Genomic DNA, 19,645 nt, shown 5'->3' with positions numbered 1-19,645 from the left:
CATCGCCAGGTGTGGGAATCCCCTGCCTTTAGGCAGCGGAGGACGTCAAGGTTCACTGTATGCCGGTGGAGCGGGCTGCGCACTCCGGGTCTTGCGGTCAAATTCCGCGGGTGGATTCCGCGTTACCCCTACAGGGCATCATGGAAGATGATCCCCACCGTAAACCGCTGGCCCGAGCGCAGGCGGCTGACGCCGTGGCGCAGCTTGACCCGGTAGCTGCCGCGCGTGCCCTGCACCGGGCGCTGGTTGACCGCGAACACCACCGCGTCGCCCTTGCGCAGCGGCACCACCTCGGCGCGGGACTGCATGCGCGGGCGCTGTTCCGTCAGCACGAATTCGCCGCCGGTAAAGTCCTGGCCTGGCTCGGAGAGCAGGATGGCTGCCTGGATCGGGAAGACGTGTTCGCCGTACAGGTCCTGGTGCAGGCAGTTGTAGCCGTCCGGGCCGTACTGGAGGATCAGCGGGGTGGGGCGCGTCTGGCCGGCTGCGTGGCAGCGTTTCAGGAAATCGGCGTGCCGGGCGGGGTAGCGGGTGTCGATGGCCATGGCTTGGTTCCAGCGGTTGGCGATCGGGACGAGGTGGGGATATAGCGCGCCGCGCAGATCTTCGATCAGCGCAGGCAGGGGGTAGCTGAAATACTTGTATTCGCCTTGGCCGAAGCCGTGGCGGCTCATTACCACGCGGGAGCGGAAGAGCGTGTCGAGGGGGTAGAGGGCCGCGAGCGTATCGCACGCGTTGGGGGCGAGCAGGTTTGCCATGACGGCGTAGCCGTGGTGGTCCAGGTTCTGCGCGATGGCGTCCCAGTCCAGGGTCTCTACGCGGCGGGTGGCCTCTTCACTGGTTTTCGCGCTGCGGGTTGCCGTTGCCTGGCTTGCTTTCAAGGTGAGGCCTTTCGTGGTTCGTGTCGATGCAACGAACTTTAGAGGAGGATTCCGGCGGCATCACTCCGTGTCTTGCTGTTGAATTCTCTTGTTCGTGCATGCTCTCCCCGCGCCTGGCGCCCGGATGTGCTCCGCCCGCTGCCCTGCCAGTTCGCCGCGCTTGCTTTTGGCTCCCACTCGCCTATGATCTCGTGAATCGTTTTAGTAAACCGTTTTACTGAAGCGCTTAATACCAAGTTGCCAAGCCCTGCTCATGATGGAGTCTGACGACGTGTGTAATGCCTTTCGCCGCAAGATCATGAAGTCCTCGCTGGCGGTTACCGCGGGTTCCGCGCTGCCGCGCGTTGCGATGGGCGCCGATGCGCCGGTGGTGCTGCGCTGTTCCTCGGCCATGCCGGTGGACCAGAGTTCGGCCCAGTACCTGTGGTTCGAGCGCTTGCGCGCGGCGGCGGGCGAGCGCAGCAACTCCCCGGCCTGCTCCAGCACGCCATGACCGGGCTGGCGGTGCATTACGGCAGCACCGCCTTCCTGCTGGTGTCGGTGCTGCTGACGATCGTGTTCGGCACCATCCTGGAGGGCGCGCCGGCGCTTATCCTTTTTGGTCCGCTGCTGGCGCCCATTGCCGGGCAGGCCGGCGTGCATCCGCTACACTTCGGCACTGTGATGGTGATCGCCATGGGGTTCGGCCTGTTCATGCCGCCGCTGGGCCTGGGGCTGTTCGCCACCTGCGCGATGACCGGCACGCGCGTGGAGCAGGTCGCCGGGCCGATGCTGAAGTATCTGGCGCTGCTGTTGCTGATTTTGCTGCTGTTGGTCCTGATGCCATCGCTCACGCTATGGCTACCCCGCCTGATGAGGCTGGCATGAGAACCCGATAATGGCAACCATACAAGACGTCGCCAGACTGGCGAACGTGTCCGTGAGCTCCGTTTCCAACGTGCTCAACGGACGCACCGAACGGCTCAATCCCGCCACCTTCGAGCGGGTGCAGGAGGCGATCCGCACGCTCGGCTTCCGTCCCAGCCAGGTTGCGCGCCAGCTCAAGACCGGGCAGACGCCCATGCTGGGCCTGCTGGTGCCTTCCACCGCCAATCCGATGTACGGGCAACTCGCGCTGAAGATCGAGGCCGAAGCGCAGCGCCAGACCGGCTATCGCGTGCTGCTGGGCAACACCAACCGCGACCGGGAGCAGGAGTCGCGCATGCTCGACGACCTGCTCTCGTTTGGCGTGCACGGCGTGATCATCGTCTCGTCGCTGACCGACGAGCAGCATTTCGAGCCGGCGACCCGGCAGGGGCTGGCGATGGTGAGCTACGACGGCGGCGTCGATCCCAACATGCCTGCGCGCATCGACCATGTCGCGCCCGACAACTTCCAGGCGGGCCACCTGGCCGCCTCGCACCTGATCGCCCTTGGCCACCGGCACATCGCATTCGTCATGCCCGCCGGGCGCACCGTCAGCCGCGCGAGCAAGATTGCCGGCTTCGAGGCCGCGGCAACAGAGGCCGGGATCGCAGAAACGGCAGAGGTGATAGAGTGCCCGCCCGCCGCGCACTATGGCGATGCCGAACTGGCCGAACTGGGCCAGGTCCTGGCCGCTCGGCTGGCGCGCACCACGGCGCGCCCGACCGGGCTGATCGCGGTGAATGACATGATGGCGATCGGGCTGATGTCGGGCTTGCACCAGGCCGGTTTGTCGGTGCCGGCCGACGTTTCAGTGATTGGCATGGACGATATCGGCATGTGCTCGTACACCAATCCCGCGCTCACATCGGTGGCCATGCCTTTTGGCGACATGGCGGAGGCCATGGTGCGCCGGGTCATGCTGCGGCTGGCGCAACCCGGGCTGGCGCCGATTCGCCTGTGTTTCCCCAGCGGCCTGGTGGTGCGCCAGTCCACCGCGCCGCCGCCTGCCGTCAACCGCGTGGCCGGCGCGCCGGCCCGAAGGCGAGGCTGACAGTGCATTGCAGCCCGTGGCGGCCGGGGGGAGCCCGCCGCCAGGGGCTGGTGGTGACGCGCACGGCGTGCGCGTGATGGTGTTGGAATGATCTGTATCGTGGAGGAGCGAGAGATGGTGCCCGACAAACCGGAACGCCGGCTGGCAGGACCGGCCAGAACCTATATCGAGGCGGGATACGCCATTGAAGTGGATATCCTGCAAGTGGAGGACGGAAGCTGGGGATCGCTCGTCCGCCTGTCAAAGCTGGCCGACGGCCTGGTGCCCGCCGCGCACTTCATGCTCAACCGCACATTCGAGGACCGCGCCATGGCGTTTTCCTACACACTGGCGCTGACGCGCGCATGCGTAACGCAGTTCGCACCGGCCGCGGCGACCACGATCGCCGAGTTGCTCAGGTCCGGCAACGCCGGCCGGGCCGACACGGCTGACGAATAGGGAGCAGGCCGCGGCGAGAGGCTGACTATTCAGGACGATTTCGACGAGGCGCAAAGCAGATGAGACGAGCGGAATGACATAGCGCCGCCGCTGGCCGGCGCCTGGCGTCCGGATGACGATCGCGACGGCACGTGGCTGAGCGGCACGTTGCGGCAAGTGCGGAAGGGGGGCCACCAGGCAATCAGGGGGGGCAGCATGGAAAACACCGCGGCGAGGCGCGCCAGGCAGCGGATGTTCGCCCGTGGCCGCAGCCCGCGGCGCACCTGGGCCCGCCTGGCTGACAACGCCTGTCAGCCGAGGCTCAGACGCCATCGCGCGGGCAGCGATTTCCGGCACCCGAAAAGCGGCATGTCCGCGGGGACCCATGCCAAGCACACCGCATCCTACAATCCATGGGTGTCGCTTTCGTGGACCTTGGGGCTGCGATGAATCAGAAACTTTCCCATGCGGGCTCCGCGGTAGCCGCGCCTGCCGCCGGGCCGTGGAGTCCCTTGCGCAACAAGGTGTTCCGGGCCATCTGGCTGGCCACGCTGGCGTCCAATATCGGTACCTGGATGCATGATGTCGGCGCCGGCTGGATGATGACGTCGGTCAGCCCGTCGCCACTGATGGTGGCGCTCGTGCAGGCGGCCACGACGCTGCCGATGTTCCTGTTCGCCCTGCCGTCCGGCGTGCTGGCCGATATCGTGGACCGGCGCAAATACCTGCTGTTCGCGCAAGCCTGGATGCTGGTGGTGGCGGCGGCGCTCGGTCTGCTGGCGCTGGCCGGGCTGGTAACGCCCGCGGTGCTGCTGGCCGCCACTTTCCTGCTGGGCGTCGGCGCGGCGATGAACGCGCCGCCGTTCCAGGCCATTGTGCCGGACCTGGTGCCCAAGCCGGAGCTGCAGTCGGCGGTGGCGCTCAACTCGCTGGGGGTGAACATCAGCCGGGCGATCGGGCCCGCGCTGGGCGGCGTCGTGCTGACGCTGTTCGGGCCGCCGGCGGTATTCCTGATCAACGCGGTGTCGGTGCTGGGGGTGCTGTGGGTGATCTACCGGTGGCAACCGGCGCAGCTCGCGCGGCGCTTGCCGCCCGAGCATTTCTTCCCGGCCGTGCGGGCGGGCCTGCGCTACGTGCAGGCGGCGCCGGTGCTGCAGGTGGTGCTGGTCCGCGCGGTGGCCTTCTTTGTGTTCGGCAGTGCCGGCTGGGCGCTGTTGCCGCTGGTGGCGCGCAAAGGGCTGGCGGTGGGGCCGGGCGGCTACGGGCTGCTGCTGGCTTGCGTGGGGGCGGGGGCGATCGGCGGCGCCCTGGTGCTGCCGCGCCTGCGCCAGCTGCTCTCGCCCGATCGGCTGGTGCTTGGCGCCAGCGTGATCTTCGCGCTGGTCTTGTTCGCCATGTCGTTCTTCAGGAGCTTCGCGTTGATCGCCGCCGTGCTGCTGTTCGCGGGCCTGGCCTGGATCGTCGTGCTGTCCGTGCTCAATGGCGGCGCGCAGCGCAGTTCGGCGGGCTGGGTGAAGGCACGGGCGCTGGCGGTCTATCTGGTGGTGTTCTTCGGCGCCATGGCGGCCGGCAGCGCGGTGTGGGGGCAGATAGCCTCGCTCAAGGGGACGGACCTGGCGCTGCAGGTGGCCGGCTCGGGCATGCTGCTGGCCGCCGTGGCGGCCTTGCGCTGGCGTCTGGCCGATTCGCCGGACCTGGATCTCACGCCGTCGCCCCACGATGCCGGCGCGCCGCTTTCCGAAGAGACCACCGGCGATCGCGGGCCGGTGATGATCACCGTCGAGTACCACACCGACCCGGGGGATGCCGCCGCATTTCGCGCCGCCGCCCGCGAAATGCGGCGCGTGCGCCGGCGCGGCGGGGCGCTGTCGTGGGGCCTGTTCGAGGACATGGAAGCGCCCGGCCGCTACGTGGAAACGTTTGTGATCGAGTCGTGGCTGGAGCACCTGCGCCAGCACGAGCGTTTCAGCGCCAACGACAAGGCGATCCAGGCCCGCGTCCATGCCTTGCATCGCGGCCCGGCGCCGCCGCGGGTGCGGCACCTGGTCTCGCCGCCGTAGCGGCTGCGTGGCGGCTTACGCAAGGCTAGGCACTCCCCGGCGTCTCGCCGGTTTCGATGGCGACTTCCCACCAGGCCGGCAACAGGGCGCGCACCTCCGGCCGCGCGAAGCGGTCGTCGATCAGGTGCACCACGCCGCGGTCCGCCTCGGTGCGGATCACGCGCCCGGCCGCCTGCACGACTTTTTGCAGGCCGGGATAGAGGTAGCCGTACTCGTAGCCGCAGCCGAATGCCGACTGCATCCTGCGCATGGTCAGTTCATTGACCGGGTTGAGCTGCGGCAAGCCGAGCGTGGCGATAAAGGCGCCGATGAGCCGGTCCCCCGGCAGGTCGATGCCCTCCGCGAAAGAGCCGCCAAGCACCGCGAACCCGATGGCGCAGGTTCCGGGCGCAAAGGCCGCCAGGAACTCGGCCTGCTCGGCCTCGGTCATGGCGCGCGACTGCCGGCGCACGGCAATATCCGGGCAGCGCTGCTCAAAGGCGTCAGCCACTTGCCGCAGGTAATCGTGGCTGCTGAAGAATGCGAGGTAGTTGCCCGGACGCTCCCGGTACTGCGCGCCCAGCAGGTCCACGATGGGGCGCAAGGAGCGCTCGCGGTCGCGGTAGCGCGTGGAAATATTGCCGGCGATGCGCACCGCCAGCTGGTCTGGCCTGAAGGGCGACTGCACCTCCAGCCAGACCGTGTCGCGTGGCAAGCCCAGCGTGTCGCTGACAAAGCGCGCGGGGGTCAGCGTGGCGGAGAACAGCGTGGTGGCATGGGCCGCCGCGAACCGGGGCGCCAGGAAGGGAGCGGGGATGAGGTTGCGCACGGCAAGGCGGCCCTTGCCTGTCTTGCTGCGGGCGGGGCGCGTCGCGGATTCGGCGGCGCCAGCCTCCTTGCTGATATCGAAGACCGAATGCGCGCCGAACGACTCGGCCAGGCGGCAGAAGTGCAGGGCATCGAAATAGAAGCGCTGCAGAGCCGGGCCCACGCTTTCCGGCGCTTCGGTGAGCTGGTCCAGGATAGCCGATGCCGTGCGCTCCAGCGCCGCGATAAACGGGCCGGGAATTTCCGGGTGCGCGGCATAAGCGCTCTCCTGCGCCTTCGCCAGCAGGGTCCACTGGCCGGAGAGCCGGCGCAGCGCGCTGGCGAGCAGCCTTGGCGCGCCGCGCCGCAGTTCGGGCAGCACCGCGGGATCCAGCTCCGCCGAGTACATCTTGCGTGCCCGCTCCAGCAGGTTGTGCGCCTCGTCGACCAGCACGCCGGCGCGCCAGTCGTTGGCGGCGGTCATGCCATGCAGCATGGCGGTGCGGTCGAAGTAGTAGTTGTAGTCGCCGATCACGAGATCGGCCCAGCGCGCCATTTCCTGGCCCAGGTAGTACGGGCAGATATCGTGGCTGAGTGCGATCTGCCGCAAGGCCGCGCGATCGAGCAGGGCCTGCCCGGCGGCGTCCTGCCGTGCTGCCGGCAGGCGGTCGTAGAACCCGCGCGCGAGCGGGCACGATTCGCCGTGGCAGGCGCGGTCCGGCTGCTCGCAGGCCTTGTCGCGCGCGGTCAGCTCCAGCACCCGCAGGTGCAGGCCGGCATTACCCTCGCGCAGTCCCCGCGCGGCGTCCAGCGCCATCTGGCGGCCGGTGGTCTTGGCGGTCAGGTAGAACACCTTGTCGATCTGGCCCTGGGGCACCGCCTTGAGCATGGAGAACAAGGTGCCTGCTGTCTTGCCGATGCCGGTAGGGGCCTGCGCCAGCAGGCAGCGGCCCGAGCGTGCGGCGCGATAGACGGCTTCAGCCAGGTCACGCTGCCCGCGCCGGAACGAGGCATGGGGAAAGGCCATGCCTTGCAGCGCCTGGTCGCGCGCCGCGCGATGCGCGCTCTCCTGCAAGGCCCAGTTGACGAAGCGCTCGCACTTCTCTTCGAAGAAGGCCCGGAGTTGCCCGGCCGCGAAGTGCTCGCTGAAACCCGACTCCTGCTGGCTCGCCACGTCGAAATAGACCACGCCCACCTGCATGCCGGCGAGGCCGAGCTTTTCGCATAGCAGCCAGGCATAGATCTTCGCCTGGGCCAGGTGCAATTGCCGATGGTTCCCGGGTAGCGCGGTCCAATCGCCGCGCACCGTCTTGATTTCTTCCAGCAGGTTCTGGTCGGGATCGTAGCCATCGGCGCGCCCGCGCACCCGCAGGTTCCTGAACTCGCCCTGCAGGCTGATCTCGGACTGGTACCCGGCGCCGCGCCGCGACTGCACCAGGGCATGGGCGGCCATGCCGTCGGCGGCGGTAGGCGAAGGCGTGAAGCGCGCGTCGAGATCGCCTTGCTTGGCGGTGAATTCGCACAAGGCACGCACGGCGACCGTGTACGTCATCGGCCCCGCTCCTGTGTCGGAGGCGCGGCGGGCGGGATCGGCAAGGAGACAACCTTCCCGGTGTAGGGGATGGTGCACTTGGTAGGGGAAATCACGGGATGAACGTGCTGCTGCGGCGAACTGTATGAATATACAGTACCGGGGCCGGCCGGCACCTTGTCCAATCTGGCTGCGCTGCCCAAACCGTGCCACAATTTTGCATCCCGCGCATCCCGGCCGCGCCGCCGCTCATTGCAGCAGGGCGGCACCGGCAAGCCTGCGCCGCCAGGGCATCCGCCCTGCAAGGCTTCACCTATCCGCCATGACAGAGCCCAGCAGCCTGAATGCTCCCTCCTCGTCAGCTTCGCCCACCCCGCAAGTCGAGGAGTCGAGCGAGACGAGCTACCGCGCGCTGGTGGACGCCATCCAGGACTACGCCATCTTCACCCTGACCGGGACCGGCCATATTTCGAGCTGGAGCCCGGGCGCGCAGCGGATGAAGGGTTATGCGGCGGCGGAAGTCATTGGCAAGCATTTCTCGGTGTTCTACACGCCCGAGGCCGTCGCCAGCGGCTGGCCGGACTACGAGTTGCGGTGCGCCCGGGCGGAAGGGCGCTTCGAAGACGAGGGCTGGCGGGTGCGCAAGGACGGCACGCTGTTCTGGGCCAACGTGACGATCACGCCGATCTACGATGAGAGCCGGGCCGTCAGCGGCTTTGCCAAGGTGGTCCGGGACATGAGCGAAAGACGGCGGCTGGAAGAAATCGAAGCGTCGAGCCGCCGCATGAGCGAGTTCCTCGCGACGCTGTCGCATGAACTGCGCAACCCGCTAGCGCCGGTACGCAATGCCATCAACCTGATGCGGCTGGACACCAGCCTCAGTCCCCATGCCGCGCGCTGCCGGGACATGATCGACCGGCAGATCAGCCATCTGACGCGGCTTGTCGACGACCTGCTGGATGTGGGGCGGATTGCCTCTGGCAAGGTGGGACTGCGGCTGCGCAATGTCGACCTGCGCGATGTGGTGGAGCGTGGCATCGAGTCCGCCCGCCCCGTGCTGGACTTGCGCGGGCAGCAAGTCGACGTCAGCCTGCCCGATGAGCCCGTGGCGTTCCGGGCCGATCTCACCCGGCTGGTGCAGGTCCTGCAGAACCTGCTGCACAACGCCGCGAAGTTCTCGCCGGCGGGCAGCCGCATCGCCATCAGCGGCGAGGTGACCGGCCGCTTGCTTGAGCTGCGGGTATCCGACCCGGGGTGCGGCATCCAGCATGACGCGCTGGAAGACATCTTCAGCCTGTTCGTGCAACGCAGCAGCCCCATCAGCGAAGCCCGGAATGCCGGGCTTGGCATTGGCCTGTCACTGTGCCGCTCGCTGGTGGAGCTGCATGGCGGAACCATCCGGGCCTCCAGCGCCGGGCTGGGCAAGGGCAGCACATTTACCATCCAGATGCCCTGCATCAAGCATCAGCCCGCGGACACCGCTGCCGATACGTCCCCGCGGACCGGCGCATTGCGCGTGCTGGTGGTGGATGACAACCGGGATTCAGCTGACAGTCTCGCCATGCTGCTGGAGATGCTGGGCCATGAAGTGTCGGTCGCCTACGAGGGGGAAACGGCCCGCGCGATCGCCACCCGTTTTTCGCCGCACCTCGCGCTGATCGACATCGCCATGCCCGTCATGGACGGCTTCGAATTGCTGAAGATCCTGCGGACCCAGCCGGAACTGCCCGGCACGGTCTACGTCGCGATGACCGGGTTCGGGCAACCGGCAGACCATGAGGATACGCATGCCGCCGGCTTTCACGCCCATATGGTGAAGCCGATCGAGATGAGCCACCTGGAGATGCTGCTGGCAACGGTGGGGCGGCGGATCGCCCGTGGCGAGTAGTGCTTGCCTGCCGGCACCGGTCATTCCTTCCCGCTCGCGTTGAAAACGCCGCAATGTCCGGCGCCGCGCGCAGCCCGTCCCGGCTGTGCCTGTGCCGTTGCGCGCCGGCGGACTGCAGCGCCGGAAGGACGCGCATCGTAGAATTGCGCCATGTACCGCACAACCCGCTCCGGCGCCTGGCAGGCGCCGGGACGCTGCGACGCGCAGCGCAAGGATGACTGACATGAGTGACATGACGAACAAGTTCCTGAATATCTATTCCCACGGTTTCGCCCGCGTGGCGGTGGGCGTGCCTGTCTGCCGCGTGGCCGATCCCGCCTTCAATGCAGCCGGGACGATTGCGTTGGCCAGGGAAGCCGCCAGCCAGGGCGCGGCGCTGGTGGCCTTCCCGGAACTCGGCTTGTCCGCCTATACCTGCGACGACCTGTTTCACCAGCGCGCCTTGCTCGATGCGTGCGAGGCTGCCCTGGCAGAGATCGTGGCTGCCTCCAGGACCATTGCCACCACGCTGGTGGTCGGGCTGCCCCTGCGGGTCGAGCATCAGTTGTTCAACTGCGCGGCGGTGGTCGCCGGCGGGCAGGTGCTTGGTGTCGTCCCGAAGTCCTACCTGCCGAATTACTGGGAGTTCTACGAGGCACGGCAATTCAGCGCGGCGGACAGCGCGGCGGTGAGCGAAGTGCTGCTGGACGGAAACAAAGTGCCGTTTGGCGCCGGCCTGCTGTTCGAAGCGCGGGACATTCCGTTTTTCCGCTTCCACGTGGAGATCTGCGAAGACGTCTGGGTGCCGATTCCCCCGTCGTCGTTCGCGGCGCTGGCGGGCGCCACCGTGCTGGTGAACCTGTCGGCATCCAATATCGTGGTCGGCAAGTCCGGCTACCGGCATCAACTGGTCAGCCAGCAATCGGCGCGTTGCCTCGCGGCCTATGTCTACAGTTCGGCCGGCAAGGGCGAGTCGTCCACCGACCTGGCGTGGGACGGGCAGGCGCTGATCTACGAGAACGGCGAACTGCTGGCCGAGTCCGAACGCTTCGCGGACAGCTCGCACCTGACCTTTGCCGACGTCGACCTGGAGCGCCTGTCGCGCGAGCGGATGCACCAGACCACCTTCGGCCACTCGGTGCGGCGCCATGGCGCGGAGGTCGCGAAGTTCAGGGTGATTCCGTTTGCCGTCGACACGGCGCCGGACAAGGCCTTGCCGCTGCGCCGGACGGTGGAGCGGTTCCCCTACGTGCCGTCCGACGCCCGGCGCCGGGACGAGCGTTGCAGCGAGGTCTACAACATCCAGGTGCAGGCGCTGGTCCAGCGCTTGTCGGCCAGCGGCATCTCCAAGGTGGTGATCGGTGTCTCCGGCGGGCTGGACTCAACACATGCGCTGCTCGTGTGCGCGAAGGCCATGGACCGGTTGAAGCTGCCCCGCACCAATATCCTCGGCATCACCATGCCCGGCTTCGCCACCAGCGACCGCACGCTGCTCCAGGCGCGCAAGCTGATGGAGGTGGTGGGCTGCGTGTCGAAGGAGATCGATATCCGGCCGAGCTGCATCGAAATGCTCAAGGATCTCGGGCACCCGTATGCGTCGGGCAAGCCCGTGTACGACGTGACGTTCGAGAACGTGCAGGCGGGCGAGCGCACTAACCACCTGTTCCGCTTTGCCAATTCCAGCCACGCTATCGTGATCGGCACGGGTGACCTCAGCGAGCTTGCGCTTGGCTGGTGTACTTATGGCGTTGGCGACCATATGTCGCATTACAACGTGAATGGCAGCGTGCCGAAGACGCTGATCTCGCATCTGGTCCGCTGGGTAGCGGAGACGGGACAGATCGGCGACGCGGGGTCTGACGTATTGCTCGATGTGCTTGGGACGGAGATCAGTCCCGAACTGGTGCCGGGCGACTCGGCCGATGCGCCACAGCAGAAGACCGAGAATTTCATCGGTCCGTATGAACTGCAGGATTTCAACCTGTACTACACGTTGCGGTTTGGATTTACGCCGACCAAGATTGCGTTTCTTGCCATGAGCGCCTGGGGCGATCGCGATAAGGGGAGCTGGCCCGAGGGGCTGCATGTGGCGCGTAATGAGTACAAGGTGGCGGATATCAAGCGGAACCTCGGGATCTTTCTTGACCGGTTTTTCCGGACGAGCCAGTTCAAGCGGTCTTGCGTGCCGAATGGGCCGAAGGTGGGGTCGGGCGGGTCGCTGTCGCCGCGGGGGGACTGGCGGGCGCCTAGTGATTCGGAGTCTGTCGTATGGATGAAGGACTTGGAGAGGATTCCGGATGGGGTGTGAGGCAGGGGGTAACCGCAACGGCTTGAACTTCAAAGTCAAAAATTCGACAGCCAGGGATGGTTCTGGTGCCGATTGCGTGCGCAAGTAATCACTGAGGCCGGGCGCGGTGCCGCTGGCATCGTGCTCGCCATCGCTTGATCAACGGCATAGGGCGCCTGCACGCAGGCATGTGCGCCAGGCGCCGCGCGAGAGTGGGCTAGCGCCTGACGATCCGCCTGTCGAACCAGTCATCCAGCATGGGCTTCTCATAGCGCAGCGGGTCGCTGCTCGAGTACATATTTACCGACATCATGAAGTTCATGTCGGCCAGCCGTTCCTCTCCGGTTGCCAGTATGCGGTCTTCATGGCTCAGGGTGTAGCGCAGCGTCATCCGGGGCCAGGTGATATCACGGACCACGCGGATTTCCTGCCCGTTGAAGCGAAACGGTTCGAAGCGCCCGGCCAGGTCGATGTCCAGCACTTCGATCTTGAGCGAGTCGCCCGGCGCGAGCTTGCGCTCGGCCAGCCGGGTCAGATGCCGCGTGATATCGCTTTCCACCGCGGCGAGATCCTTCTCGCTTGCATACGGGTGGGAATAGGCGGCGTCGGTGTAGCTCTGCGGATCGATGAAGCGGATCGAGAGACTGCCGCCCGGAGGCGTCGCCAGGGCGCTGGCGCCGGACAATGCGGCCAAAGCAGCGGCGGCGAAACAAAGGGACCTGGACATTGCGACCTCCCGCTTTCTTCACGGCCTGATGAGTTCGACCGCGCGCGCAGAGGCATTGTTCCGGGGCGCGGCGGCTCCGCTCAGGGCGCCAGTACCGCGCTGCCCGCCATCGTCGCCGGTACGGTCTGCCGCATCGTTTCCACGAAGCGGCGCAGCTTGGCGGGATAGAAGCTCGCGTAGGGATAGACCAGTTGCATGGGCAGCGAGGAAGCCTGCCACTGCGGTACCAGGTGGAGCAGGTGTCCCTGCGCGATGTCGTCCGCCATCAGCCACGCCGACGCCACGCAAACGCCCAGCCCCATGACCGCGGCGCTGCGCAGTGCATACAGGCTGTCGGTGCCGACGCGCGGGTGGAAGGCCAGCCGCTGGGTCTCGCCCGTGGCCGCATGGGTGAGCGACACCTCGTTGCGGTAGAAGGTGCGCAGCGACAACCAGGGCAAGCCGGCAAGCTCATTCGGATGCGAGGGCATCGCCCTGGCTTCCAGTACCGATGGCGCCGCCACGACGATGCGGGGCACTTCGGAAAGCCGGATCGCCACTACGGACGGGTCGCTGACCTCGCCCACGTGGATGGCGCAATCGATGCCTTCGGCGATGAAGTCCGGTGTCCGGTCGTGCAGCAACCATTCGACCGTCACCCGCGGGTGGCGGCGCAGGAACGCCGCCAGCGGCCCCACCAGTTGCTGCTGGCCGAACGCGTGTGGCACCACCACCCGCAGCGTGCCCGCGGGTTCGTCGCCGGCGCCCCGCAAGTCCGCCTCGAACGCTTCCCAGCCCGCCACCAGTTCCTTGGCGCGCCCGAAGCAGCGCTCGCCGTCCTCGGTGAGTTTCATCGCATGCGTGGAGCGTTGCAGCAGGCGCAGGCCCAGCGAGCGCTCCAGGTTCTGCAGGCGGCGGCTCACCGTGGGCTGGGTGGTGCCCATCTGCGCGGCGGCCGCCGACAGGCTGCCGGCTTCGACGATCCGCACAAAGGTCTGCATCAGTTCGATGCGGTCGGTCGAGGCGGGCGCTGGCGTGGCGGGGGAGGGCGGTTTTAATTTGGTCATACGTCGGACGCATAGCAATTGTGCAGAGTGTAGTACTACCGCGCTGAACGAGGGGCCGGCAAACTCCAGTCTCGTATTCGATCTGAGGGTTTCCGCTATGTCATCCGTTCGCGTTACGCCTGCAAACGCCGCCACACACCCGGCGGTCCCTGTGGCTGAGACTGGGGCCGCCACTGGCTTGCCCGCCCGGTTGGTCCTGCTGCTTGCCGCCGGCGCCGGCCTGGCCGTGGCATCGCTCTATTACAGCCAGCCCATGCTGGGCGTGCTGGGTCCGGATATCGGTGCGTCCGACTGGGCGGTGGGGCTGGTCCCCACGCTCACGCAACTGGGCTATGCCCTGGGCATCCTGCTGCTGGCGCCGCTGGGCGACCGCTATGACCGCCGGCGCATCATCCTGGCCAAGGCCGCCGTGCTGAGCGCCGCGCTGCTGGCCAGCGGCGCCGCCTCCGGCATCGGGCTGCTGCTGGCCACCAGCCTGGCGATCGGGCTGGCCGCCACGATGGCGCAAGACATCGTGCCGGCCGCCGCCACGCTGGCGCCCGAGTCGCACCGGGGCAAGGTCGTCGGCACCGTGATGACCGGGCTGCTGCTCGGCATCCTGCTCTCGCGCGTGCTCAGCGGGTTTGTGGCCGAGCACTTCGGCTGGCGCATCATGTTCGTGATCGCAGCGGCCAGCATTGCGCTGATCGGCGTGGTGGCCGCGCGCGGCCTGCCGCGCTTCAAGCCCACCACCCATCTCGCGTACAGTGCGCTGCTGGGCTCGCTCGGCAAGTTGTGGCAGAAGCACGGCGCGCTGCGCCGGGCGACCCTGTCGCAGGGGCTGCTGTCGGTTGGCTTCAGCGCATTCTGGTCGACGCTGGCCGTGATGCTGCACGGCGCGCCGTTCCACCTGGGCAGCGCGGCGGCTGGCGCATTCGGCCTGGCCGGTGCCGCCGGCGCGCTCGCCGCACCGCTGGCCGGCCGCCTGGCAGACCGCAAAGGCCCGGAACTTGTCACCCGCCTGGGCATTGCGCTGACCGCGATCTCGTTCGCCGGGATGTTGCTCTCGCCGCTGCTCGCACCGCACGCACGGCTGTGGCTGATCGCAGCCAGCGCGCTGGGCTTCGACCTTGGCGTGCAGATTACGCTGGTCGCGCACCAGACCATCGTCTACGGCATCGAGCCGGGCGCCCGCAGCCGCCTCAATGCGGTGCTGTTTGTCGGCATGTTCGTGGGGATGGCGTCCGGTGCCGCGCTGGGCAGCGTGCTGCTGGCGCGCTGGGGCTGGATGGCGGTGACGATATTGTCGACCGCGACGGCCATCGGGGCGCTGGCGGTGCGGATGTGGCCGGGGGCACGGCAGGCCCGGTCAGGTCTTTCCAGTCGTGAATGAAAGGAGCCCTGCCAGCCTGGGAAAGGGCATGGCAGGGCGAAGGTACGGCGCCAGGGGCCACTCACGTACAGGCCGAGTGTCGGGCCGGGCGCATGGCTCGGATGTCTGTTTGCGCACATAGCGAGGCCGGATTGCGCTGGCCACGCATGCGCTCAGGCATACCGGCTGGCCGTCGCCGTTTCATCCTCGCCGCGTGCGTCCTGCACGTTGATCCGGCGCGGGCTGCAGATCCGGATCACCCCGTTTCTTCCCGTTTCTTGCGGCGTCGAGGTCGCAATGCGCGGCCCGGATCATGGCAGGCTGCTAAGCAGCCAACAAGGGGTGCCATGGCACCCAGGATCTGCCGCCCTCGTCGAAGTCGGCAATGCCTGGCTCGGCGCTGTCGAACGCCTGCCATGCGGTAGCAGACAGCGTCGCCGGCTTGCCCGTGGTGCCAAAGCTTGCTATTGCCGAACGGAATGCAAAGCCCGCTTTCTCGAACGTTTCGTGGGGGATGTTCGCAATCATGGGTGCATCAAGCCAGTCGCCGCGGTTCCCGAACAGGAAAGGCAGTTCCAGGCAGTGCGGGCTCATGAGGTTTGGCACACGGCTCTGCACGCTGAACCGGTACGGATACAGTGGCCTGCCCGCGGCCGAGAATGCGCTGGCGATCTCGCGTGCCACCGCGCCGAACAGCTTGTACCCGCTCGCATCGACGATCTGCGTGTACGGCGTGTGAGCAGGGCGCGCGGCGGCAAAGGCCGCGTAATACTTCATCGCATCCGTCCCGAATTTGGTTTCGAACCAGGCTTTGGCCTGGGACTCGGTCGCTTGCACCACCTCCGGCGCCGCCGCCATGAAGGCGGCATTCTCGTCCGCCGCAAAGCCCAGCAGGGACGACGACACATGTGCGTGCTTGGCGGCGCGCGGCAGGTCGAAGAGCCAGTCGGGGACAAGGCCATCTTCTGCCACCGGCCGGAAGCCGATCGAGACTTCGCCGAAACCGGCGCGCGCCCGCATCAACTGGCCTTGCGCGGCAAGGATGTCATCGACCGACAACGCACCGATGTCTTGCGCGCCTGCTGCATCGAGCAACGCGAGGCTCTTGCGATACGCGTCGTCCGGTGACAGCGGCGGCAGCTCCGGCAGGCTGAACATGGCGTTCTGATGGAGCAGCCCCTTCGACGCAGGGCTGACGCCAAGCAACCAGGCGTAGTAGGCCCCGGCCGACTGGCCGCCCACCGTGACGCGCGCCGGATCGCCGCCAAACCGGCTGATATGCTCCTGCACCCACTCCAGGGCGCGAATCAGGTCCCGAACGGAACGATTGCCGCGATTGGCGCCGCGCGCATCGCTGGCATCGATGAAATTGCCTAGCGCGCCAAGCCGGTAGTTGACCGTGACCACGACCATCCCGCTTTCGCGGGCTAAGCGCTCGCCGTCATACCAGGCAGCGGTGCCACCGCCGCTGAGAAAGCCGCCGCCATGAATGAACACGAACACTGGCCGGCGCTCCGCATCCCGCGGCGCCCACACATTGAGGAGGAATGCGTCCTCGGATTGCGGGTTGCGGTCGATGCCGTTGCCCATGACCGTAGCCAGGCGCGATCGCGATTGCGGGAAGACCGCGCCGAGCGCGCTGGCATCGCGTTCGCCAGTCCATGCGGACGGCGGCCTCACTTCGGATAGCCGGTTCCCAGGATGGGCTCGCTCGCCATAGGGCACCCCGCGAAACGCAAAGACGCCATCGGACGCCTCGCCACGGATGGCGCCGATGGACAAGGACACCACAACGGATTTCTCTTTGACAGGCATTGGATCAGACTCCAGGTTCGCGCAACTTGCGGATGAGAAACGGTACGATCACGGCGCACACCAGCACCGTGACGCTGACGGCGGCGATGATCTCGGGCAGTCCCACGCCGGACTTGATCAACAGCCCGACAGAGCCCGCGCCCGCCAGCGAGCCGACGCGGCCAAGCGCGTTGGCCCAGCCCGCGCCCACGGAACGGATCTGCGTGGGGTAGGCCGCAACCGCGACGGCGTTTAGCACGACGATGGGCCCGCTGATCAGGAAGCCCGAGCAGAACACGGCGATGGCGTACCCTGCCGTGGCATCGGGCGAGGCGATCAGAAGCGGGCTGGCGGCACCGGTCAGCAAGGCGATCCCGACAAAATGCAACGGGGCGATGCGCCGGATGGCGAAGGCGCCAACCACCGCGCCGGCCAGGCCGCCAAGCTGAAACAGGGAGGCCGTCCTGGAAGCCATGGCAACGCTTTCCCCGGTACTCTTGATCAGGGTCGGGAGCCAGCTCGCGATGACATAGAAGCTGCCCAGTATCAGGAACATCAGCAGCCAGAGCAGCACCGTGGTTGACCGGTACTGCGTACTGAAGAGCTGCGCCACGCTGCCCTTCGTGATCTCGGCCGGCGGCGCGGGGGCCTTGAACATCGCTGCGCCAGGCTGGGGCGCGCCCAGCTTGGCAAGGGCGGCGCATATCCGGTCCGCACCCGCGCCGGTCTGCACCAGGAATTTTGGCGACTCGGGCAACAGGGCAAGGATGGCGGGAACGAGCAGCAGCGGCCCGATGCCTCCGATGAGAAGCAGCCCCTGCCAGCCGATGCTGTCAATCAGATGCCCCGTCAGGAAGCCCGCCGCGGCGGAGCCGAACAGGAATCCGCAGAACACGCCGGAGAGCGTAGATGCGCGCCGGCGGGCGGGAAGCACTTCCGCCAGCAGCGCGGCAACGGCGGGCATCGCCACGCCGACGCCCACACCGGTCAGCAATCGCCATGCCACTAGCTGGAATAGCGACGCGCTGAACGCAGAGGCGAGGGTGGCTAGCGCAAACGTTAGCGTGCCGGCCACGAGCACAGGCTTGCGTCCGCGCGTATCGGCAACGCTTCCCGCAGTGACATAGCCGAGCAGCAGCCCGAACATGCCCGCTGCGATGGCAGCGGAGATCTCGGCAGGCTTCGCGGCGAAGTGCGCGGCGATCTGCGGCGCAATGAATCCGATGATGGCTGCATCGAAGCCCTCGAGCGCAACCACGGCAAAGCAGATGGCGATGATGCGGCGGCGTTGTCGATTGGGCGGGATGTTGTCGATCACCTCGGTGATGTCCAGGGGATCGACATGCAATGGGGGGTTCTTCATGGCAGGTTTTCCCGTTGCGCTCGGAACGCGTGCTCGACAAAGCGCCCGGACAGTACTTGCGTGCTACTGTCCGACGGGGCGGCGACGCCGTTGACAGGGGCCTTGGCGTCCGCGGTGCCGCCCGCCCTCCGGGATTGCCTGGTGTACCTGGCCGCCACGCCCGGCGCGGTTGTCGCCAGGCTTGCCAGGCAAAGCTGGCGCAGATGAATGCGCGGAAATGCACTTCCCGTGGTGGCGGACCTACAGCCTTTCTTCCTCATTGTCTCCTCCTCTTTCGTGGCTTCGGTTGGAACGCTCGGCAGAACAGCGCGGCGATCTCTCCGATATCCGGCGAAGACTTGCCGCGTGGGCGATGTCTTTAGCCAGTGACCGATGGTAGAGCGAAGGTGGCGCGGTAAGGCATGACGAATGCGAGAAGCGTCATGCGTAGGTCGCATGGCCCGTGCAGGCGCATCGAGGCAGGTGAGGAAAGCACGGCGGACGCGGGCCACGGCACGGGAAAACGCGGTGGCACCCGTGCCGTGCGGATGGCATTGAAGGGGCGGGCGTGCGATTGCCCGCGAGTGGGGCGAGCCGCAGGCTCAGTGGCTGCCGGCGTCCCAGGAGGATTCGACAACGCGCCGCAGGCTGAGGATAAAGCTGCGCGTCTGCCGCGTGCTGGTCCGGTCGCGCCGCCAGATGGCTGATAGCGGACCAAGACTGGAGTTGAACGACAGCGGGAGGATGCGGATCTCGCCGCGCGCGGCCATGAAGCGTGCAGCGCTTTCGGGGAGCTGCCACAGGAAGTGGCCGTGGGATATCAGCTCGCGCCCCAGTTCCAGTGAGAGCGCGCCGACAATCTCCGGTGCTGGCAGACCTGCCTCACGGACCTCATTGACCAGCATTTCGCGAAGGATGCTGCCCCGCGGCGCGGAGATCCAGGGGTACTGGACGCAAGTCGCGAGATCGACATCCTGCATGGCCAGGGGATGATCCGGTGCGCACGCCAGCACGATGCCGTCATGCACCAGCGCGGCTGCCCGGTAGGTTTCCACGCTCAGGCTTCTCGGGCTGCGGCTGACGAGCAGGTCGATGGCGCCGGCATCCAGCTTCTCGACCAAGGCCTCGTGCGAACCGACCTCCACCGTGAGCTCCACGCGCGGATTCGCCTGCCGGAACAGGAGAATCGCCTCCGCCAGCGGCCACCGGCTGAACATCGAGAAGCAGCCCAGGATCATGTTGCCGAGATCGCCCCTGGCGATGGCACCCAGATCCGCCTCGGCCTTGTGGAAGTCGCTCAGGAGCAAGGCCGCATGCCGGCACATCGCGGCCCCGAGCGCAGTGGCCATCATGCCCTTCGCGGATCGTTCGAACAGCTTCCCGGCAACGATCTCCTCGACCTCGGCAACCGCCCGCGAGAGCCCGGACTGCGTCATGTGCAATTGCTCGGCGGCCTTGGACAGGTTTCCAAGCTCCGCGACGGAGAGAATGATTTCCAGATGGCGCGTCCGAAGCTTTCCGCGAAATGGGGTCATTGTTTGTAGACTTGAACAGTTTCTGCCGACGCATAGGGCCGCTAGGCGCAGGAGGGGGGCAAGT

15 protein-coding genes are annotated in these 19,645 nt (G+C 67.1%); 8 read left to right on the top strand and 7 right to left on the bottom strand.

The window, feature by feature from the left end; genetic code table 11:
• Positions 1-128: 128 nt before the first annotated feature.
• Positions 129-782, bottom strand: coding sequence for a 2OG-Fe(II) oxygenase (locus CF70_RS30575; protein ID WP_414629489.1), 654 nt, complete (start codon positions 780-782; stop codon positions 129-131).
• Positions 783-1,152: 370 nt separating this feature from the next.
• Between CF70_RS30575 and CF70_RS30570 the strand changes: the two genes are divergently transcribed.
• The 5 genes from CF70_RS30570 to CF70_RS30550 all read left to right on the top strand — a co-directional run bounded on the left by CF70_RS30570 (position 1,153) and on the right by CF70_RS30550 (position 5,315).
• On the top strand, positions 1,153-1,374 hold the full coding sequence (locus CF70_RS30570; RefSeq protein ID WP_152561964.1) for a hypothetical protein: 222 nt from the start codon (positions 1,153-1,155) through the stop codon (positions 1,372-1,374).
• On the top strand, positions 1,371-1,748 hold the full coding sequence (locus CF70_RS30565) for a TRAP transporter large permease subunit (RefSeq protein ID WP_035874594.1): 378 nt from the start codon (positions 1,371-1,373) through the stop codon (positions 1,746-1,748). Before CF70_RS30570 ends, CF70_RS30565 begins: the two co-directional genes overlap by 4 nt.
• A gap of 10 nt (positions 1,749-1,758) precedes the next feature.
• Entirely contained in the window at positions 1,759-2,838 is a 1,080-nt protein-coding gene (locus CF70_RS30560; protein ID WP_035874591.1) for a LacI family DNA-binding transcriptional regulator, read from the top strand.
• Between the two features lie 114 nt (positions 2,839-2,952).
• On the top strand, positions 2,953-3,276 hold the full coding sequence (locus CF70_RS30555; RefSeq protein WP_035874588.1) for a hypothetical protein: 324 nt from the start codon (positions 2,953-2,955) through the stop codon (positions 3,274-3,276).
• Positions 3,277-3,701: 425 nt separating this feature from the next.
• Complete coding sequence (locus CF70_RS30550; protein ID WP_035874605.1) at positions 3,702-5,315, top strand: MFS transporter; 1,614 nt, start codon at positions 3,702-3,704, stop codon at positions 5,313-5,315.
• Between the two features lie 25 nt (positions 5,316-5,340).
• Here the strand turns inward: CF70_RS30550 and CF70_RS30545 are convergent, their stop codons facing one another.
• The gene (locus CF70_RS30545) at positions 5,341-7,653 is read right to left on the bottom strand and encodes an ATP-dependent DNA helicase (protein ID WP_035874583.1); all 2,313 of its coding nucleotides are present in this window, start codon (positions 7,651-7,653) and stop codon (positions 5,341-5,343) included.
• Between the two features lie 301 nt (positions 7,654-7,954).
• Here CF70_RS30545 and CF70_RS30540 point away from each other — a divergent pair, with 301 nt between their 5' ends.
• Positions 7,955-9,520: an ATP-binding protein gene (locus CF70_RS30540; protein WP_035874580.1), complete on the top strand. Its 1,566-nt coding sequence runs from the start codon at positions 7,955-7,957 to the stop codon at positions 9,518-9,520.
• Positions 9,521-9,752: 232 nt separating this feature from the next.
• A complete protein-coding gene (locus tag CF70_RS30535; RefSeq protein ID WP_035874576.1) occupies positions 9,753-11,807 on the top strand; it encodes an NAD(+) synthase in 2,055 nt (684 codons plus the stop codon).
• Positions 11,808-12,003: 196 nt separating this feature from the next.
• On the opposite strand, the gene CF70_RS30530 is transcribed toward CF70_RS30535, so the two are convergent.
• Both CF70_RS30530 and CF70_RS30525 read right to left on the bottom strand, forming a co-directional pair.
• Positions 12,004-12,513 (bottom strand): DUF3016 domain-containing protein, encoded by a 510-nt coding sequence (locus CF70_RS30530; protein WP_035874572.1) that lies wholly within the window; start codon positions 12,511-12,513, stop codon positions 12,004-12,006.
• Between the two features lie 80 nt (positions 12,514-12,593).
• Complete coding sequence (locus CF70_RS30525; protein WP_081862433.1) at positions 12,594-13,559, bottom strand: LysR family transcriptional regulator; 966 nt, start codon at positions 13,557-13,559, stop codon at positions 12,594-12,596.
• A 97-nt stretch (positions 13,560-13,656) separates the two neighbouring features.
• On the opposite strand from CF70_RS30525, the gene CF70_RS30520 reads away from it, so the two are divergent.
• On the top strand, positions 13,657-14,931 hold the full coding sequence (locus CF70_RS30520; protein ID WP_035874568.1) for an MFS transporter: 1,275 nt from the start codon (positions 13,657-13,659) through the stop codon (positions 14,929-14,931).
• A 303-nt stretch (positions 14,932-15,234) separates the two neighbouring features.
• Here the strand turns inward: CF70_RS30520 and CF70_RS30515 are convergent, their stop codons facing one another.
• The 3 genes from CF70_RS30515 to CF70_RS30505 form a co-directional block, all read right to left on the bottom strand.
• Positions 15,235-16,725, bottom strand: coding sequence for a carboxylesterase family protein (locus CF70_RS30515; RefSeq protein ID WP_035874566.1), 1,491 nt, complete (start codon positions 16,723-16,725; stop codon positions 15,235-15,237).
• Between the two features lie 4 nt (positions 16,726-16,729).
• Complete coding sequence (locus CF70_RS30510) at positions 16,730-18,067, bottom strand: MFS transporter (protein WP_035874563.1); 1,338 nt, start codon at positions 18,065-18,067, stop codon at positions 16,730-16,732.
• Between the two features lie 581 nt (positions 18,068-18,648).
• Positions 18,649-19,645: LysR family transcriptional regulator (locus tag CF70_RS30505; protein ID WP_235185279.1), on the bottom strand; the 997-nt coding region annotated here is incomplete at its 5' end.

The sequence above is a fragment of the Cupriavidus sp. SK-3 genome (assembly GCF_000611145.1).
GTDB lineage: Bacteria > Pseudomonadota > Gammaproteobacteria > Burkholderiales > Burkholderiaceae > Cupriavidus.
This window is presented reverse-complemented; position numbering and strand designations above follow the sequence as displayed.

Coding starts and splice junctions, on each gene's coding strand:
- CF70_RS30515 (WP_035874566.1), bottom strand. CDS start 16,725: ATGCCTGTCAAAGAGAAATCCGTTGTGGTGTCCTTGTCCATCGGCGCC.
- CF70_RS30530 (WP_035874572.1), bottom strand. CDS start 12,513: ATGTCCAGGTCCCTTTGTTTCGCCGCCGCTGCTTTGGCCGCATTGTCC.
- CF70_RS30510 (WP_035874563.1), bottom strand. CDS start 18,067: ATGAAGAACCCCCCATTGCATGTCGATCCCCTGGACATCACCGAGGTG.
- CF70_RS30555 (WP_035874588.1), top strand. CDS start 2,953: ATGGTGCCCGACAAACCGGAACGCCGGCTGGCAGGACCGGCCAGAACC.
- CF70_RS30560 (WP_035874591.1), top strand. CDS start 1,759: ATGGCAACCATACAAGACGTCGCCAGACTGGCGAACGTGTCCGTGAGC.
- CF70_RS30535 (WP_035874576.1), top strand. CDS start 9,753: ATGACGAACAAGTTCCTGAATATCTATTCCCACGGTTTCGCCCGCGTG.
- CF70_RS30550 (WP_035874605.1), top strand. CDS start 3,702: ATGAATCAGAAACTTTCCCATGCGGGCTCCGCGGTAGCCGCGCCTGCC.
- CF70_RS30565 (WP_035874594.1), top strand. CDS start 1,371: ATGACCGGGCTGGCGGTGCATTACGGCAGCACCGCCTTCCTGCTGGTG.
- CF70_RS30525 (WP_081862433.1), bottom strand. CDS start 13,559: ATGACCAAATTAAAACCGCCCTCCCCCGCCACGCCAGCGCCCGCCTCG.
- CF70_RS30520 (WP_035874568.1), top strand. CDS start 13,657: ATGTCATCCGTTCGCGTTACGCCTGCAAACGCCGCCACACACCCGGCG.
- CF70_RS30540 (WP_035874580.1), top strand. CDS start 7,955: ATGACAGAGCCCAGCAGCCTGAATGCTCCCTCCTCGTCAGCTTCGCCC.
- CF70_RS30545 (WP_035874583.1), bottom strand. CDS start 7,653: ATGACGTACACGGTCGCCGTGCGTGCCTTGTGCGAATTCACCGCCAAG.